The sequence below is a fragment of the Sulfurimonas sp. genome (assembly GCF_041583195.1).
In the GTDB taxonomy this organism is placed as follows: domain Bacteria; phylum Campylobacterota; class Campylobacteria; order Campylobacterales; family Sulfurimonadaceae; genus Sulfurimonas.
Genome location: NZ_JBFHGL010000004.1, coordinates 129,071 through 148,123 on the forward strand (window position 1 = coordinate 129,071; position 19,053 = coordinate 148,123).

At 35.2% G+C, this 19,053-nt stretch carries 17 protein-coding genes; all 17 read left to right on the forward strand.

Annotated features, from left to right (window positions below; all coding sequences use genetic code 11):
* Position 1: 1 nt before the first annotated feature.
* The 17 genes from ABZA65_RS05500 to nuoK all read left to right on the forward strand — a co-directional run bounded on the left by ABZA65_RS05500 (position 2) and on the right by nuoK (position 19,053).
* Positions 2–1,996 (forward strand): EAL domain-containing protein, encoded by a 1,995-nt coding sequence (locus tag ABZA65_RS05500; RefSeq protein WP_373071487.1) that lies wholly within the window; start codon positions 2–4, stop codon positions 1,994–1,996.
* 44 nt (positions 1,997–2,040) lie between these two features.
* Positions 2,041–2,508, forward strand: a complete 468-nt coding sequence (locus ABZA65_RS05505; RefSeq protein WP_373071489.1) for a hypothetical protein — start codon at positions 2,041–2,043, stop codon at positions 2,506–2,508.
* A gap of 3 nt (positions 2,509–2,511) precedes the next feature.
* Positions 2,512–3,399, forward strand: coding sequence for a deoxyribonuclease IV (nfo, locus tag ABZA65_RS05510; protein ID WP_373071491.1), 888 nt, complete (start codon positions 2,512–2,514; stop codon positions 3,397–3,399).
* A 52-nt stretch (positions 3,400–3,451) separates the two neighbouring features.
* A complete protein-coding gene (locus ABZA65_RS05515; protein ID WP_373071493.1) occupies positions 3,452–4,660 on the forward strand; it encodes an OmpP1/FadL family transporter in 1,209 nt (402 codons plus the stop codon).
* An 8-nt stretch (positions 4,661–4,668) separates the two neighbouring features.
* Entirely contained in the window at positions 4,669–6,402 is a 1,734-nt protein-coding gene (locus tag ABZA65_RS05520; protein WP_373071495.1) for an ATP-binding protein, read from the forward strand.
* 244 nt (positions 6,403–6,646) lie between these two features.
* The gene (locus ABZA65_RS05525; RefSeq protein WP_373071497.1) at positions 6,647–7,036 is read left to right on the forward strand and encodes an NAD(P)H-quinone oxidoreductase subunit 3; all 390 of its coding nucleotides are present in this window, start codon (positions 6,647–6,649) and stop codon (positions 7,034–7,036) included.
* Positions 7,018–7,527, forward strand: coding sequence for an NADH-quinone oxidoreductase subunit B family protein (locus ABZA65_RS05530; RefSeq protein ID WP_373071499.1), 510 nt, complete (start codon positions 7,018–7,020; stop codon positions 7,525–7,527). The genes ABZA65_RS05525 and ABZA65_RS05530 overlap by 19 nt, the downstream gene beginning before the upstream one ends.
* Positions 7,527–8,336 (forward strand): NADH-quinone oxidoreductase subunit C, encoded by an 810-nt coding sequence (locus tag ABZA65_RS05535; protein ID WP_373071501.1) that lies wholly within the window; start codon positions 7,527–7,529, stop codon positions 8,334–8,336. The genes ABZA65_RS05530 and ABZA65_RS05535 overlap by 1 nt, the downstream gene beginning before the upstream one ends.
* Positions 8,337–8,347: 11 nt before the next feature.
* Positions 8,348–9,589 (forward strand): NADH dehydrogenase (quinone) subunit D, encoded by a 1,242-nt coding sequence (gene nuoD / locus ABZA65_RS05540; RefSeq protein ID WP_373071503.1) that lies wholly within the window; start codon positions 8,348–8,350, stop codon positions 9,587–9,589.
* The gene (locus ABZA65_RS05545; RefSeq protein ID WP_373071505.1) at positions 9,589–9,813 is read left to right on the forward strand and encodes an NADH-ubiquinone oxidoreductase subunit E family protein; all 225 of its coding nucleotides are present in this window, start codon (positions 9,589–9,591) and stop codon (positions 9,811–9,813) included. Before nuoD ends, ABZA65_RS05545 begins: the two co-directional genes overlap by 1 nt.
* Before the next feature lie 9 nt (positions 9,814–9,822).
* Complete coding sequence (locus tag ABZA65_RS05550; RefSeq protein ID WP_373071507.1) at positions 9,823–11,865, forward strand: FAD-dependent oxidoreductase; 2,043 nt, start codon at positions 9,823–9,825, stop codon at positions 11,863–11,865.
* A 9-nt stretch (positions 11,866–11,874) separates the two neighbouring features.
* A complete protein-coding gene (locus ABZA65_RS05555) occupies positions 11,875–14,064 on the forward strand; it encodes a 2Fe-2S iron-sulfur cluster-binding protein (protein ID WP_373071509.1) in 2,190 nt (729 codons plus the stop codon).
* A complete protein-coding gene (locus tag ABZA65_RS05560) occupies positions 14,057–16,546 on the forward strand; it encodes an NADH-quinone oxidoreductase subunit G (protein WP_373071511.1) in 2,490 nt (829 codons plus the stop codon). The genes ABZA65_RS05555 and ABZA65_RS05560 overlap by 8 nt, the downstream gene beginning before the upstream one ends.
* Positions 16,547–16,549: 3 nt before the next feature.
* Positions 16,550–17,530 (forward strand): NADH-quinone oxidoreductase subunit NuoH, encoded by a 981-nt coding sequence (gene nuoH, locus ABZA65_RS05565; RefSeq protein ID WP_373071512.1) that lies wholly within the window; start codon positions 16,550–16,552, stop codon positions 17,528–17,530.
* Positions 17,531–17,540: 10 nt separating this feature from the next.
* Positions 17,541–18,161, forward strand: coding sequence for an NADH-quinone oxidoreductase subunit NuoI (gene nuoI, locus ABZA65_RS05570; RefSeq protein WP_373071514.1), 621 nt, complete (start codon positions 17,541–17,543; stop codon positions 18,159–18,161).
* Positions 18,162–18,172: 11 nt separating this feature from the next.
* The gene (locus ABZA65_RS05575) at positions 18,173–18,748 is read left to right on the forward strand and encodes an NADH-quinone oxidoreductase subunit J (protein WP_373071516.1); all 576 of its coding nucleotides are present in this window, start codon (positions 18,173–18,175) and stop codon (positions 18,746–18,748) included.
* The gene (nuoK, locus tag ABZA65_RS05580; protein ID WP_373071518.1) at positions 18,745–19,053 is read left to right on the forward strand and encodes an NADH-quinone oxidoreductase subunit NuoK; all 309 of its coding nucleotides are present in this window, start codon (positions 18,745–18,747) and stop codon (positions 19,051–19,053) included. The genes ABZA65_RS05575 and nuoK overlap by 4 nt, the downstream gene beginning before the upstream one ends.

Below are 19,053 nucleotides of genomic sequence, written 5' to 3' on the forward strand. Positions count from 1 at the left end.
TATGCTTTTGACAATACAAAGATTTACACAAATTACACTGATGTTTGTGCTTTTAATCGTATACTTGATTTTTGCAAACTATTATTTAAAGCAAAAAGAGGAAACATCACTTGTTATATTAAACTCTCTAAAAAACAATATGTCTGAACTTAGTTATATACTTTCAAAAAATATCTCTCAAGATTCAAATGTAAACTCTTCCCGTGCTATTTTAGACAGATACACGTCAAATAACGATTATATAGCTGCTATACTTGTTGTAGAAGGTGATGAGATAGTAGTAACGACAGATCCATCTTATAATAGTATCCCATATGTAACAGATTTGATTTCGGATAGTACTTTATCAGCATATGAAAAGATATATTCCCAAAAAGGTATTGAGGGACTTGTTAGGTTTTATGATAATGGCGTGCAACACACGTTAAGATTAATATTTATGTTTGATAATGAAGAGATCGATATGCATTTTAATCAAAATAAAATATATTTTTCAATTTATTTTGGTCTATTGCCTATTATATTACTGCTTGTCTCATGGACAATCATAAAATATATAATTGCAAGGCCTTTGGAAAAATTACGTCAATATGCATATTATCAGAGCGCTGTTCCAAAATCATTTAAAATAAAAGAACTCGAAGCTATACGTGCATCGATGGTTCAAACATTTTCAAGGCTTAACAAAGAGCAAAAAGAGTTGTATAGAATGGCTAGAACAGATTCTTTAAGCGGTTTGGCAAACCGTCACTCTTTGGATGAATATTTAAAAAGACAAATCGCAGACTCAGCGCATGATAAAAAAGAGTTTGCATTTTTATTTTTAGACATAGATCACTTTAAAACAGTTAATGATGAACTAGGTCATACAATAGGTGATGAGTTATTAAAATCAGTATCTTCAAAAATCAAAGAGGCTATTCCTGAAAATGATTTTGTAGCACGTGTAGGAGGGGATGAATTTGTAGTTATTCTGCATCAATATGACACATTAAGTGAATTGACGAAGATAGTTGAAAATATACAAAAGTCACTTAGTACACAGTGGGTTATAAAAACTCATCCTGTTAATATAACTTGTAGTGTAGGTATAGCTATATATTCAAAAGACGGAAAAGATGAAGTATCTTTAATGCAACACGCTAGTATGGCAATGTACGAGGCTAAGAAAAACGGGCGTGCATGTTATCATTATTTTACAGAGGAACTTAATCAAAAAGTTAAAGATACAATAACGCTTGATAAGATGATGCGTCAAGCACTTAAGGATAAAGAGTATGAGCTCTATTATCAACCTAAAACAGATGTAAAAACCGGAGAAATTTTAGGTGTTGAAGCTTTAATTAGATGGATAAGCCCGTCAAAAGGTATGATCCCGCCAAATGTGTTTATTCCACTTGCAGAGGAAAATGGGTTTATTACAGAACTTGGCGACTGGGTTTTAGAAGAGGGGATTAAACAACAGGCTGCTTGGAAGGAAAAAGGGATAGATATTATAGTATCTATAAATGTCGCTACAAAACAACTGCTTGATAGGAGTTTTGAATATAAACTTACAAAACTGCTTAAAGATACAAAGGTTGATCCCTCAAAAATTGATATAGAGGTTACGGAATATCTGTTTTTAGAAGAGAATGACAATAATCTTTATACGTTAAATATGATACGTGAAAACGGACTTACTATCTCACTGGATGATTTTGGTACTGGATATTCATCTCTTTCATATTTGAAAAAGTTCCCAATCGATAATATAAAAATTGACAAAGTATTTATGGATGATTTTAATACAAAAGAGGGATCGATATTTGTTGAGACTATAGTTAAAATGGGTCAAACTTTAAATATGAATATCATTGCAGAGGGTATAGAGCAAAAAGAACAAGTTGAGTATCTTAAAGAGATAGGTTGTAACTGTTACCAAGGATATTATTGTTCTAAGCCACTCCCTGTGGAAGAATTTGAAAAATTTTATAAAGAATATAAACCAAGTTAAAAGCATAAAAAAGATAATTCTTTATTTATGTTAAACTTCCACTTATGAGATATCTTTTAGTAGCTTTAGTTTTAATGTTTTCAGGGTGTAGTTTAAAAGAGTATAAACACACCCAAAGCAAAATAATCATAATAAAATCACCAAAGATAAAGTTTGCAGATCTTGGATATATAAGAAATTCTGACAAAGCTATAGAATTGGAGCTTTTTATAGCCGGAAACAGTATTAAAAAGATCTCTATTAACCATCTAGTGTGCGTTGATGAAGGATGCATGACAAAGAGTGGTTTTAATGCAGATTATTTAAACCATTCATATCCAAGTGATTTGATGCAAAATATACTTTTATCAAAACCTATATATGATTCGATAAATTTAACTAAAACAGATAACGGTTTTTTTCAAAAGATCCAAAATGAAGATGTAGACATAAAGTATAAAGTAGATGCTAAAACTACTTTTTTTAAAGATATGAAAAATAACATAATATTTAAATTTAAAGAGGCGGAGTAAACAATGTCAAATAAATTTGTTGGTGCACATACAAGTGCAAGCGGTGGAGTTCAAAACGCAGTAAATCATGCTATGGATATTGGTGCAAAGGCATTTGCACTTTTTACGAAAAACCAAAAACGTTGGGATGCAAAACCTTTTGATGCAAAAACTCTTGATCTATGGTTTGAGAGTCTTGAAAAATCTGGAATTTTGCCAAAACATATACTTCCACACGATAGTTATCTTATCAATCTTGGACATCCTGAAGAGGATAAGCTTGAAAAAAGTAGAAACGCTTTTATAGATGAGTTAGAGCGTTGTGAAGTTTTAGGACTTGATCGTCTTAACTTTCATCCTGGAAGTCATCTTGTAAAGTTATCTGCTAAAGAGAAAAAAGATGAGGTCTTTTTACGTGATGTTGAAGAGAGATGTTTAGACGTTATAGCCGAATCTATAAATATAGCCCTAGATCGTACAAACAATGTAAAAGCAGTTATAGAAAATACGGCGGGTCAAGGTACAAACTTAGGTTATACGTTTGAGCATCTTGCTTACATTATAGATAAGGTTGAAGATAAAAGTCGTGTCGGTGTTTGTATAGACACTTGCCATATGTTTGTATCAGGATATGATATCCGTACTCGCGAAGCTTATGATAAAACATGGGGTGAGTTTGACAGAGTTGTAGGTCGTGACAAACTTATGGGTATGCACATAAATGATTCTAAGCCGCCACTTGGAAGTAAAAAGGACAGACACCATTCAATAGGTGAAGGTGAAATAGGTCTTGATGCCTTTAAGTTTATTATGAATGATGAAAGGATGGATGATATTCCACTTGTGTTAGAGACTATAAATAGTGACATTTGGAAACAGGAAATTGAGCTGTTATACTCATTTGTAGAATAAGTTAAGCTATAGTTTTGTAAGATTTGTCAATATACGATCTAGGGGAGAATAAATGAAAAAAGTTTTTGTACCAATGTTTGCAGCTTCTGCATTACTTGCAGGGGGATACAATATACCTGAAAAATCAGTTAATGCAGTAGCACTTAGTTCAGCAGTTGTAGCACACTCTTCAGGTGTTGATTCAGCTTATTATAATCCGGCGAACATCTCGTTTATGAGTGACGGTTCACAAATGGAACTAGACCTTATATATATAGGATTAAGCAAGGTTGATTATAAAGGTAGTGTTACAACATTACTCGGAACTACAAACGGTGTAGCTACAAGCTCAGAGAAAGAAGACTTTTTAGTTCCTTCTTTTCATTATATATCACCTAAAGTTGGACAGGTTCGTTATGCTTTAAGTATGGTTAGTCCGGGCGGACTTTCAAAAAGATGGTCTCAGCAGCCTGCAGCTGCACTCTCAGAAGAGTTTTCCCTGCAAACTATAGAGCTTAATCCCAGTGTTGCATATATGCTCAATGATAAGTTCTCATTAGCAGCTGGACTTAGAATGGTGTACAGTTCAGGCGTTGTAAAAGCTCAGATTCCTACCGTATATTTACAAAAACTAGAGGGTGATTCTTTGGATTTTGGATATAACTTAGCACTTGCATATAAACCAACTAAAGAAGTTGAGGTAGGTGTGACTTATCGTTCAAATATTGATCTGACTTTAGACGGTGATGCCGATATATATCATATGGCGTTAATTAATCCCCAAAGAAAAGTCGGAGTTAGCGTATCAGTACCGCTACCGGCATCTTTAAACATAGCTTTGGCATATACAATTGCTGAAAAAACAACAGTTGAATTTGTATATGAGAGAAATTTTTGGTCATCTTATAATAGTTTGAATTTTGACTTTGAAGATGTAGTGGGAGAAGCAGTATTTGGAACACCTAGTTTAAAAGACTGGAGTGATGTGAGTGCATACCGTTTTGGTGTTACGCATCAGTTAGAGAAATACAAGTTAATGGCTGGTATAGTTTTTGATAACACTCCAATACCAGAATCAACTCTAGGACCTGAATTACCTGATTCTGACTCTACGTCTGTATCGGTAGGTATGAGATATCAGGTAAATGAAAAGTTAGACTTTGGAATATCAACATTGTATTCAATGCGTGATGACAGAAAAGTTAATAATTCTCACTTAAGCGGTGAGTTTACTGATTCAAATATATTACTTGTATCTACGGGTATAGGATATAAATTTTAAGGATTTTTTTGAAAACATTAGTAGAATTTTTAAAAGAAAAAAATATAGCTAAATCGCAAATATTTTCACAATTAAAATGTAGTGAAAACGAGGCTAAAATCCTTCAGTATTTAGCTTTTAAATATGTAGAAGGTAATGATGATGTCTTAGTTCTAGATATACTGCAAAGTCTTTTTGGAGCAGATAACTATGAGTACCTAGCACATTTAAAAGAGATTAAAAATCTTCTTGAACTTGGTTGGTTAAATCAGCAAAGTTTCACACCTATGAAAATAGCTGAAGTAACACCATTAGAGCTTTTAAATACTGCTGTAGGATTAGCTGCATCATTTTTAAAATTGATGCAGGATGTTACTGCAGAGATGGATCTTCCAGAAGCAAAACCATATATAGATCATCTGGAATATCTGCAAGATCAGTTCTTTAGAATAGAGTTATATCAAAAGATAAGCTCAATTCGTCAAAATGTACATGAACACTCGCTTGGGATTGAGAGAATTCAAAACAAGCTAAAACTGCTTGAAGCAAGAATTGAGCAAAGAGTTGAACAAACGGAAGAGAAACTTGTTTTAGATAAGTTTTTCAAACAAAAAAAGATGGAAGGGTTAGAGCAGGTTATATTTATAGCACTTTTACGTGAAGAATACTCAGCGACAGATGCATCTTTAAGAGAGATGAATACTCTTATTGATCTAATCTCAATAGATGAGTATGATCGTATAAAAAACCGTTCACTATTAGAAGAGGGTTCACACCTTTTAAGTGAAGGTATAATTGATTATGAAGAGATGCTAAATCCATTTGGTGGAATCAGCCGTGCATTTTATATAGCTGATGATGTACTTCAAAGTATAATCCATCCAAATAAAAATAAAAAAGTAACACGCTTAAAACTAAACGCACTTATAGAAGAACAAGATATTTTTGAACTTGTTGAGCCTACAACTTCACTTGATGATGTTGTATTAAGCCCAGATACTAGGGACACGCTTGATAACTTGATGCGTCAGGTTGATAAAGAGGTTGTAAACCGCCTTGTGGAGTGGGGTATAAAAGACAAAAAACGCGGAATAGATGCGCGTATTATTTTTTACGGAGCTGCTGGAACCGGTAAAACAATGACGGCATATTCGTTAGCAAAATCACTTAAGCGTCAGGTTCTAGCATTTGATTGTTCTAAAATTCTTTCTATGTATGTAGGTGAGAGTGAAAAAAATGTACGTAAAATTTTTGATACATTTTATGATCTGACTGAGAAGACTAAAACAGAACCAATACTATTACTAAACGAAGCAGATCAATTTCTAGGTTCACGCTCAAGCGGTAACATTACAGGTTCAGATCAGATGCATAATCAGATGCAAAACATATTTTTAGAACAAATTGAAAACTTCAGAGGCATGCTTATAGCTACTACGAATCTACTTGAAAATATTGATAAAGCATTCTCTAGACGTTTTAACTATAAAATAGAGTTCAAAAAACCAAATGAGGCTCAAAGGGAACAGCTTTGGGAAAAAATGCTTCCTAAAAAAGCCCCTTACGAGAAAGATTTTTCTATTAAAAAGTTAGCTCATTATCCTCTTTCTGGTGGTCAAATAAATCTCATTGTAAAAAATACTGCATATAAGGTGGCAGTTAAAGATAAACCTCTTTTTACAATGAAAGATTTCGCAGATGAGATCCACAGAGAAAAAGTTGGAAATTTTGATTCTGAAAAAGTCATGGGATTTTTAGAATAGTTACAAATCTTCCATATTTTGTATATTTAGGGTGAAAAACTATTACTTTTCTACACATATAGTTTTTTATCTATAATTTTGATGTTGCATTTTGTTACATTTATCAATTCTTATTTCTTTTCACAACTTCATTTAATACTCTTTTTGATATAGTGCAAGTAACTGTTTTTTCTATAGTCATGTCATGGGTATTTTAATGGCAAAAAATAGGGAATCAAAAGATATATATTGAAGGATAGCTTAGATGGAGCATATTACTACTGCAAATCCGTATTTTGGTGTATTTGTACTATTTGTAATAACATTTGGTGCATTTATAGGAACTACGATAATTGCAAGACTTGCAAGTCGTGCTTTAGCGGCAAAAGATACTGAAAAGATTAAACTTTCAGTTTATGAGTGTGGACCGGAAGTTACGAAACAACCAAATAGAGTTTCACCACAATTTTACTTATTTGCATTACTGTTTTTACTTTTTGATGTGGAGATTATCTTCATGTTTCCGTGGGCAGTTGATTATAAAGCATTAGGCTGGTTTGGTTTAGCTGAGATGCTAATGTTTATCGCATTATTAGCAATAGGTTTTGTTTATGCATGGAAGAAAGGAGCGCTTGAATGGCACAACATAAAATAAATTATACACAAGATGGTGGTTTACCTGTAGCACTTACATCTATTGATAAGATTGCTAACTGGGGACGTTCGAACTCACTATGGGCACTTACTTATGGTCTTGCTTGTTGTGGTATCGAGATGATGGCATCAGGTGCGTCAAGATATGACTTTGACCGTTTTGGTACTATTTTCCGTGCATCTCCTCGTCAGGCAGATGTTATGATCGTAGCAGGTACTTTAACTAAAAAGCACGCTGAATTCATTAAACGTCTTTATGATCAAATGACTGAGCCTAGATGGGTTATCTCTATGGGTTCATGTGCAAATACTGGTGGTATGTTTAACACATATGCAACTGTTCAAGGGGCTGACAGAATTATCCCTGTTGATTTATACCTTCCAGGTTGTGCACCTCGTCCAGAGACACTTCAGTATGGTGTTATGTTACTTCAAAAGAAAATTCGTGCAAACAAAGCAGGTCGTGCACAAAAAGCTAAAAGGTTAATGTAATGAGAGCATATAAACCAAAAGATAATGTACAAAAAAAACCTTACTACACAGACAGATATTGGAAAGCTCCACAAGTTGCAAAGTTTGATGTAGAAAGTGATGCACAGTTTTTAGCTGATCTGAATGCTATTAAAGCTAAGTTTGAAGTATTGGATGCATTTATCCAAATTGAGCAAATGACTGTATGGATCAATCCATCAGATATTTACGGTGTATTAGAGCTTATGAGAGATGAGTTAGAATATACACAGCTTTCAGAGATGAGTGCTATTGACTTTTTAGCTGATCGCGGTGAGTTTGAGATCTTCTATCAGATGTTAAGTATGGCTAAGCGTAAACGTATTCGTATCAAAATGGCTATCAAAGATGGTCAGGCTGTTGATTCTGTATCTAGCCTTTTCCGCTGTGCTGACTGGAGTGAGCGTGAGATGTTCGATATGTTCGGTATCGAAGCAAACGGACACCCGTTTATGAAGCGTATACTAATGCCTTATGACTGGCAAGGTTTCCCTCTTCTTAAAACTTATCCACTGCAAGGTGATGAGTTTGCTGCATGGTATGAAGTTGATAAAATTTACGGAAAAGAAGCACGCGATATTATCGGGCCTGAACTTCGTGATACTGCTCGTATTGACAGATATGATTCTGAGCGTTTTGCACGTCTTGGTCATGAAGTACCTAAGGGAATGGATCCGGATAAAGAAGAAAATAAAGATAAAGCACAGTCTTACCAAGAAGACGGCGGTGTATTTATGATTAAAAAATTAGATAAAGAGTCATCAAAAGTTATTGATGATCCTCAAAGATAGGTGGTAAAAGTATGGCACAAGTAAAAAATAGATTAACGCCGTTTTTTGAAAATATTACTTTTGATAGAGAAGATAATGAACTTATATTAAACTTCGGTCCTCAGCACCCATCAGCTCATGGACAGTTACGTTTAATGCTTCACCTTCAACAAGAGCAAATCGTAAAAGCACATCCTGATGTTGGATACCTTCACCGTGGTATGGAGAAGATGGCTGAAAACATGATCTACAATGAGTTCATGCCGACAACTGACCGTATGGATTATATCGCTTCATCTTCAAACAACTACGGTTTTGCATTAGCAGTTGAAAAACTTGTAGGTTTAGAAGTACCTCGTCGTGCAAAAGTAATTCGTATGATGCTTTTAGAGATCAACCGTTTAATGTCTCACCTTTTCTGGTTAGCTACAACGGCACTTGATATCGGAGCAATGACAGTATTCTTATTTGCATTCCGTGAACGTGAATATTTAATGGATATTATGGAAGGTTACTGTGGTGCACGTTTAACTCATGCAGCTATCCGTATCGGTGGTGTACCTTTAGATATTCAAGACAGTTTTATAGCTCAGCTAAAAACTTTCTTAGATAAACTACCTCAAAACATTAAAGATTACGAAGATCTACTTGATCAAAACCGTATCTGGTTAATGAGAATGGAAGAGGTTGGTACTATACCAACTGATATGGCACTATCTTGGGGTTGTACAGGTCCAATGCTTCGTGCATCTGGTGTAGCTTGGGATATCCGTAAAGAAGAGCCGTACGAGTTATACGATGAAGTTGAGTTTAATGTTCCTTACTCTGACAAAGGTGATAACTATGCTCGTTACCGTATCTACATGGAAGAGATGAGAGAGTCTGCGAAGATCCTTTATCAAACAATAGATATGTATCAAGAGACTGTAAAAAACAACCAAACTGAACTTATGGCTCATGCACCTCAGTATGTTTCAGCTCCAAAGTTAGACATTATGACTCAGAACTACTCATTAATGCAACACTTTGTACTTGTAACTCAAGGTATGCGTCCACCTGTAGGTGAGGTTTATGTTCCGACTGAATCTCCAAAAGGTGAGCTTGGTTTCTTTATCAATTCTCAAGGTGGAGCTTATCCGTATAGACTTAAACTTCGTGCGCCGTCTTTCTGGCATACAGGAATTTTAACTGACCTATTACCTGGTCACTATATTCCGGATGTTGTATCGATCATCGGTACTACAAATATCGTATTTGGTGAGGTAGATAGATAATGAAAAGATATGACCTTAGACATTTAAAAGATAACTATGAACCTCGTATGAAAGAGATTTTAGACGAGCATAAAGCAGGTGAAGTTGCTATATTTTTATTTGAAATCGGTGATTTTACACCGGTTCAAAATTCGGCAGACTTAGTAAAAGAATGCGGATATGAGCTTCTTAATTCATTAAAATTCAACGAAGTTGACTGGACTATCGTTGTTAAAAAAGGTTAAGGGTTAGTTTTGAGTAAAGTATATTTCTCAACGTGGCGCGAAGAGCAGATCAACAATATCGGTAAGCCTGAAGCTGAATGGCAAGAATCAGCTTATAATTTACCTGTTCAATATAATGAACATTCTTCTTCTAAAGCGTTTATAGGTTGGGATGGTGTAGCTATATTTGATGAAAATATAGATGTTGTAAAGCTGGCTACTGAATATGCTCATCAATATCAAGAGTATTCTGAAGCGTGTGGTAGATGTGCACCTGGACGTTGGGGCGGACGTATTTTATACGATCTACTAGATAAGATTGCTCGTGGTGAAGGTAGTGTATCAGATATGGACCATTTAAAAGAGGTTTGTAAATCTATGCAGCTGACATCTAAGTGTGAGATTGGTAAAACTGTACCAAATCCACTGCTTGATCTTATGACACATTTTGAAGATACTTTTTTAGAGTGTATCAATAGCCAAAAACCATCAAAACACTATAACGAAGATGTGGATTATATAGCTAAAATTACTGCACCTTGTATGGATGCATGTCCTGCGCATGTTGATATTCCTGCATATATTGAAGGTGTTCGCGATTTAAGACTAGATGATTCTCTACGTGCTACTAGACAAACAATGCCTCTTGCACATACATGTGGACGTGTATGTCCGCACCCGTGTGAAGATGAGTGTAGAAGAACAAATCTTGATTCTCCTATATCTATTATGGAGTTAAAACGTCTTGGTGCTGACTATGAAACAGATCACGGTCTTGGTTTTTACCATCCTGGCAAGGGCAAGAAAAAAGCTCCTATAGGAAAAAAAGTAGCAGTTATCGGTGCAGGACCTGCAGGCTTAACTACAGCATACTATTTAGCACTTGATGGTGTAGAAGTAGATGTTTATGAAGAACTTCCAGTTCTTGGTGGTGAAGTTACTGTCGGTGTACCTGAATATCGTATGCCTTGGGGTAAATATCAAAAAGATATAGAAGCCGTAAAAGATCTTGGTGTTAACTTTATAATGAATCATAAAGTAACAGCTGATGAGATGCGTCAGTTTGAGACAGACTACGATGCGACTATGATAGCTTCAGGAACTAGACTTTCTAAAAAAGTAAGATGTGATAACGAACGTACAGAGATTCAAGGTTACTGGGGTGCAATCGATTTTCTTGATTGGATAAACCTGTATGAAAAATTCGATATTACAACACCTGAACATGTTCAGAAGCAGCAAATGCTTCCAACTGATCATGTTGACCTAACTGGCAAAACAGTTGCATGTGTTGGTGGTGGTTTTACATCTATGGACGTTGTTCGTTGTTCAATTCGTGCAGGTGCTAAGCGTGTAATTATGCTTTATCGTCGTGATGAAAAAACAATTATCCGTAACACTACCTACGAAGAGTACCATGAAGCAGTTGAAGAGGGTGTAGAGTTTATTTTCCACTCGGCAGTTGCAAAAATGAATGATGAAAACGATGTATTAAAGTCACTTGATGTAGACAAGTTTGAGCTAGTACCTGACCCTGATGGTGGTCGTCCACAGTTAGTTAAAATTGAGGGTGCTACTGAGACTATTGAGGTTGATTATCTAATCCCTGCTGTTTCTCAGTCGGCTGACTTTTCACACTTACCAGAAGAGTGGGAATTAGAGATGACGTCTTGGGCATCACTTAAAACAAACGGTAAAGATTACATGACTAGCCGTAAAGGGATCTTTGCAGCAGGTGACTGTGAATATGGTCCAATGACTATTGTTAATGCAGTTGGTCAAGCAAAACGTGCAGCATCTGTAATTAGCCGTTATGTTCAAAACGGTGGTGAGATTACATTAACTGATGATGAGATAATGGAAGATCACTTAAGAAAAATGAAGGTTTATGACAAAAATGAGAAAATTACTGGTTGGTTAGCCGGTGTTCCTCGTCAAAAATCTGAAGTTCTAGATGTAAATATTCGTAAGTATAATAACCAAGAAGTTAATTTTGGTTTTACGCAAGAACAAGCGATTAGCGAAGCTGAACGTTGTATGCGTTGTTACTACATCGCTATGGTAGCTAGGTAAGGAGGCGCTATGATTAAGTTTAAAATTAATGGACAAGAATTTAGCGCTAACAAAGGTGAGACTATCTTAGACGTTGCAAGACGTGAAGGTATATATATACCTACTATGTGTTATCTGCCAAAAACTACAGCTAATGCATCATGTCGTATGTGTTGTGTAGAGGTTGAAGGTCAAGATGGTTTCGTACTTTCATGTAATACTCCTCCTGTAGAGGGTATTGAAGTAAAAACTGATTCAGATTCACTTTACAAAGAGCGTCAGAATATCATGAAGATGTACAATGTAAACCACCCTTTACAGTGTGGTGTTTGTGATAAGTCTGGTGAGTGTGATCTTCAAAATAAAACTCTTGAGTTTTCAGTTGAAGAACAAACGTTTGCAGTACGTGATCAAGCACGTAAGAAGAAAAAGTGGGGTGTTCACACTTATGATCCGGGTCTTTGTATTCTTTGTGAAAAGTGTACAGCTGTTTGTAACGAAGTTGTAGGTAGTGAAGCACTTTATATTAAACCGGGTGGATACAAATCTGAGATCGATATAAATCGCAAGAACTGTATAGAATGTGGTGAGTGTATATCTGTTTGTCCTGTTGGAGCAATGGCTTCTACAGAGTTTAAATATTCATCAAATGCATGGGAGCTAAAACAGGTTCCATCAGCATGTGCACATTGTTCAAGTGCGTGTTCACTTAACTACGAGTCCAAAGGTGATAGTATTCTTAGAGTTACTAACGAATCAGAGTTTTCATCACTATGTGGTGCAGGAAGATTTGGATTTGATTATGAAAACAAGGTTCTAAACAAAGATGAAGATTCATTTGCTGATGCACTTCAAAATTTAAAAAGTGCTAAAAATGTAATATTCACTTCTGCAATAACTAATGAAGAAGCTTATATTTTAAATGAGTTAAAGAAAAAACTTGGATTTAACCTTGTAAATGATGAAGCTAAAAAATATCAAGAGTTTATGGAGAGTTTTGCATCATCAGCAAATACTTTACTATATAATGGGACACTCGAAGATATTAAAAAAAGTGATTATGTAATCTCAGTTGGATGTTCAATATCTTCTGATAATCCTATGATCAGATTTTCACTTGCACAAGCTGTAAACCATAATAAAGCATATGTAGCATCTGTACACCCAGTAGAGGAAAGCTCTATTGCAAACTTAGTATCTTTATTTATTAAAAATGAAGTTGGAAGTGAAGAAGCTGCCTTAGCTATGATAGCTGATACATTTGTTGAAGATAAGTCAAATCAACAAGATTTTTTTGATTCACTTGACTTAGGTTATCTTTGTGGTGAGAGCAATATATCTGAAGAAGAGTTAGAACAGTTAAAACGTGGATATTTTAGAAAAAACAACCCAATGTTAATAATCGGTGAAGATGTTATTAATCATCCTCGTGCGAACAACATAGCACTTATTGCAGGATATTTACAAAAAAATACTTCGTTCAAAGTTGTTGTAATTCCACCTGTAACAAATACACTTGGTGTAAGTCTGATCTGTGATCTAGATGAGGCTCAAGATGGACTAAGTGTAGGTTACAACGTTAAAGCTGATTACACGTTGAGTGCAAAAGGTAACGGTGATTTAGATATGCCTGCTTTAAATCAGCAAGAGGGGACATTTGTTAATATTGACAAAAATCTTGTTGTTCTAAATTCAGGTGTTGAGTATAAAGGTTATGAGTTAAACGATTTAGCTTCAGCCTTAGGTGTAGTTAGTGAAAATACTATTGATTATACTCACAAGTTAGGTTTTAAAGATATAGCATTTGATGAACTTGATTATTTTTATGACAATATCGGAAATGAATACCGTGGTTACAAAATTGAAGCAAAAAGCAATAGAAAAAGACCAAAACTGGATGAAGTAGAAGAATTAGGTGAGTTTAACGGAAGTGTTGTATATAGTAAAAATCCAATAGATCAGTTTTCAATCTTTACAAAAGACTGTAAACAGATTATGGAAAAGACTGATTTAGTAGGTTCTGAGCAATTTGCAATGGCAGCTAAAATAAAGTCTGGAGATAAAGTGAAATTTATAATTGATGGAATAGAGTATGTAAGAAACTTTCAACTCGATAGACATTTAAAAGGTACGATTGCCTATAATCCTACTTTCGATGTCGATTCAAAATCATCAAATTATAGATACAATCAAGTAAAGTTAGAGGTAATAAATGAGTAGCAGTATTACAATTACAATAGATAATCAAGAGATTCAAACTACAGAGGGTGAATTTATATTAAATGCAGCGCGCGCAAATGATATATTTATACCTGCAATTTGTTATTTAACAAGATGTAGTCCAACTCTTGCATGTAGAATTTGTTTGGTAGAAGCTGATGGTAAACAGGTGTATGCTTGTAATGCCAAGGCTAAAGAGGGTATGAATATTACCACTTCTACTGAGAACATTGAAAAAGAACGCCGTGCAATTATGGAGGTTTATGATGTAAATCACCCTCTACAATGCGGTGTTTGTGATCAAAGTGGTGAGTGTGAACTTCAAAACTATACACTTGAACTAGGCGTTGATTCACAAAGTTATGCCATCAAAGATGTGAACCGTGAAGCGAAAGATTGGGGTCACCTTCACTATGATCCGGGCCTTTGTATAGTTTGTGAGAGATGTTCAACTGCATGTAAAGATATGATCGGTGACAACTCTTTAAAAACTGTACCGCGTGGTGCTGATGCATTAGATGCTGAGTATAAAGAGACAATGCCTAAAGATGCATATGCTATGTGGAATAAGCTTAACAAATCTGTAATAGGTTTAACAAGCGGTGAAGATATGCTTGATTGTACATCTTGTGGTGAATGTGCTGCAGTTTGTCCTGTTGGAGCACTTGTAGATACTCAGTTTATGTATAAATCAAACGCTTGGGAATTAGAGCAGATTCCAGCTACTTGTGGACACTGTTCTGCAGGATGTCAGATCTCTTACGATGTTAAACATACAAGTGTTTCGGATGATACTAAGAAAATTTATCGTGTTATGAATGAGTGGAACTATGTATCACTTTGTGGTGCAGGACGTTATGCATTTGACTATGAAAACAGAGTTGAAGGTAAAGACGAAGCTGCATTTGCATCTGCAGTTGAAGCGTTTAATAAAGCTGAGTCTATTGAATTTACATCAACTATTACAAATGAAGAAGCATTGATCTTACAAAAGATCAAAGAAAAAACAGGTGCTAAACTAGTAAATAAAGATGCATATGCATTCAAAACATTTTTAAATAATTATAGTGAAGTAAGTGGAACAAAACTGTACGGAAACGACTTAAAAGCTACTCATAACTCTAACTTCGTTGTTTCTATCGGTACTGCACTTAAGAGCGATAATCCAAATGCTAGATATGCACTTAATAATTCTATGACTGTAAACAAAGGTGCTGGTTTATACTTCCACCCTGTAAAAGATCCAATTATTGAGGGTCTAGGTAAGTCTATTATGACAGTAGAGCATGCACCACTACAAGAAGAGGCAGCACTTTATTTAGTACTTGATCTATTTGCTGAAAAAGACAATTTGCCTGCTGATGTGAAAGAGTATTTAGCATCTTTCCACTCTGAAAAAACTGTAACTGTAACTGAAACTATTAAAGAAGAAGTTATAGAGATGGTAACAGAGACTAAAGTTAATGAAGAGACAGGTGAAGAGGAAGAGGTTCAGGTAGAGAAGAAAAAGATGGTTCCTAAAAAAGTTGAAAAAGATGTAGTGGTTGATGACAACGCTCTTTTAGCTGTTTTAGGTTTAGATGATAAATTTATGGAAACATTAAATAAAAATCTTGCTAAAAAAGATACTTTTGCTCTAATAGCAGGACCGGATCTATATAACCATCCAAACTCTAAAAACTGTGCTCGTTTACTTGGATTAATTGAAAAATGTACAGATTTTGGTGTAACAATGATCCCGACTCTAACAAATACTTTAGGTGTAAGTCTAATTTGTGACTTGGATGAGACTGCTAGTGGATATACAGTTGGTTATAACACTAAAGGTGATTTTACTTTATCTGCTTTAGGTAACGGTGATTTAGATATGCCGGCGATGAACCAGCAAGAGGGTACTTTAACTTCTATAAATAAAAGAGTTAACCCTACAAATGCAGCACTACCGTACAACGGTTATGTATTAAATGATATAGCAAATGCACTTGGTCTAAAAGCTGAATTTACAGTTGATTACACTGCACAGCTTCCAGAAGATGCTGGATTTAAAACAGTAGATTTTGATTCTCTTCCAAATCACTATGAAAATGACGGAACAGAAAAACGTGGTTACGTGCTTGAAAATGTAAAAGTTAAGAAAAGTACAAACCAAAAAGTTGCTCCGTTTGGTGAAGATAAACTAGAAGGAACTTTAGTTTACTTAGCTAACCCTGTTAGACAATTTTCTGAGTTTACAAACAAAGCTACAAATGTAGATGAAGTAAGCGGTGTATATATGAGTGCAGATTACCTAAGTTCAAGTGACTTTAACGAAGGTGATAGTGTAAAAGTAAAAACTGATAATGGTGAGCTTGTTGCAAACATTGTAAGTGATAATAAAATAAGTGGTGAAATAGTACTTTTACCGACTTTTGATTCAAATCTAAATTCAGAGGCTTTATTTAGCGGTTACCGCTTCAGTTCAGCTTCGATAGAAAAGGTATAATATATGGAAACAGCATATTTAATTGAAACTATTGTCAAAATAGTTGTAATTTTACTTGTATTTTCTGCTTTAGCAGGTTTAGGTACATACTTTGAAAGAAAAGTGCTTGCATTTATGCAACGTCGTCTTGGACCAATGTATGTTGGTCCATTTGGATTACTGCAAGTTGCAGCAGATGGTATAAAGCTATTTACAAAAGAGGATATTATCCCATCTGGTGTTGTTGGTCGTATCTTTAAAATAGCGCCGGTTATTACAGCTGCAACAGCTTTTATGGCTGCAGCTGCAATTCCATTTTTACCATCTTTTGAGATATTTGGATACAAAGTTAATCCAATCGTATCAGATATCAATATTGGTATTTTATATATCCTTGGTGTAATGGGTGTTGGTCTATACGGTCCGCTTCTTGGTGGTATGGCATCAGCTAATAAGTTCTCACTTATCTCTGCTGCTCGTAGTGCTGCTGTATTTATCTCGTATGAGGTTGTTACAGGTTTATCTATTTTAGCTCCGATAATGATGGTTGGTTCATTGTCTCTTATAGATTTTAATAACTACCAAGCTGAGCATGGTTGGATAGTTTGGTCTCAGCCAGTAGCATTTATTTTATTCTGGATTGCAGCATTTGCTGAAACAGGTCGTACACCATTTCACTTAGTTGCAAATGATCACGAAATTATTGATGGTTTCGGTACTGAGTATTCTGGTATGAGATGGGGTCTTTTCTTCATCGGTGAGTATGCAAATATGTTCTTTATCTCTTTTGTTATCCCTCTTCTTTTCTTAGGTGGTTTTGGTGATGGAAGTTTATGGGGTGCATTAGCATTACTTGGTAAGATGTCGTTTTTCTTCTTCTTTTTCTTATGGACAAGAGCAGCTTGGCCAGATGTAAGACCAGACCAACTTATGTGGTTATGTTGGAAAGTTTTAATGCCAATAGCAGTGATAAACATAGTTATCACTGGTTTAGTTATGATGTAAGGGGTGATTGATGAAAATTGAAGAACAATTTAACGATAGAAATGTAAGCGATAACGGCTACTTTATGGTAGATATCGCTGATTACCCTACTACACCGTGGGGTAAGTTTAAGCGCGTAATGAGCAGAACTTTTAAAGGTGAGCTTTTTGTTGGTCTTTGGGTAGTACTTCGTGAGATGATCAAATTTGATATCCATACTGTACAATATCCTGAAGAAAAAATGCCAATAGGTCCTAGATATCGTGCAGTTCACGAGATGAAAAGACTTTGGGAGAGTGATGCTGAGAGATGTATAGGTTGTGGTCTATGTGAGAAGATCTGTATATCTAACTGTATTAGAATGGACACTAAAATTGATGAAAACTCTCGTAAAGAGGTTAGTGAATACAGCATTAACCTTGGTCGTTGTATTTTTTGTGGATACTGTGCAGAGGTTTGTCCTGAACTTGCAATTACACACGGTGGTGAGTATGAGAATGCATCAGAACAGCGTGAACACTTCATTCTTTATGAAGATATGTTAACACCACTTGATAAGATGAAGGCGGGAACTCAACAAGAGTTTGAAGGTTTTGGTGCTATTACACCACATGAAGATGAGCGTGTTAAGAAAACACCTCTAGCATATTAAGGAGTATGGGTATGTTTGAAGCGATTGCTTTTTATCTGTTTGCTTTTTTAACTATTGCGATGTTCTACATTACAGTAACAACATCTCAAGCGTTATACGCTCTTACGGCACTGGCAGCAGGGATGATTTTTATTTCGGCATTTTTCTTTATATTAGGTGCTGACTTTTTAGGTGCAGTTCAGATAGTTGTTTATTCTGGTGCTGTTATGGCTCTATATGCTTTTGGTATGATGTTTTTTGACACTACGAGAGAGATTCAAGAGAAAAAAGGTAATCAGTACCTTGTAGTAGGACTAGCTACTATCAGTGCTGTTTTAGTTGTTGTAATTTTTGCAGCTCCAATTCTTGGTGATAACATCACAGCACTTTATCCAATAGGAGATGAAGGAAATACACAAGAGGTTGGTATGGTTTTATTTACTAAATACCTAGTGCCTTTTGAAGTAGCAGCTGTTATGCTTTTAGTAGCTATGATCGCTGGTATTGTATTAGCAGGTAAGAAAATGGATGAATCTTTAACTCTTATGACTGAAGAAGAAATCAAAGATATGCGTGCTGAAAAAATGAAACCAAAGGATCTTAAATGATGGAAATTGGATTAAATCACTACCTTGTATTATCAACAATCCTTTTTGCTATAGGATTAGTTGGTGTAATGAAGAGAAAAAATCTTTTAATGCTGTTTTTTGCAACTGAGATTTTATTAAACTCTGTAAATATTGCTTTTGCAGCGATCTCACATTACTATGGAGACCTTACAGGTCAAATGTTTGCATTCTTCGTAATTGCTATTGCTGCAAGTGAAGTTGCAGTTGGACTTGGTTTATTAATTGTTTGGCATAAACGTTACAACAATATCGACCTTGACTTTATGACAAGAATGAAAGGATAA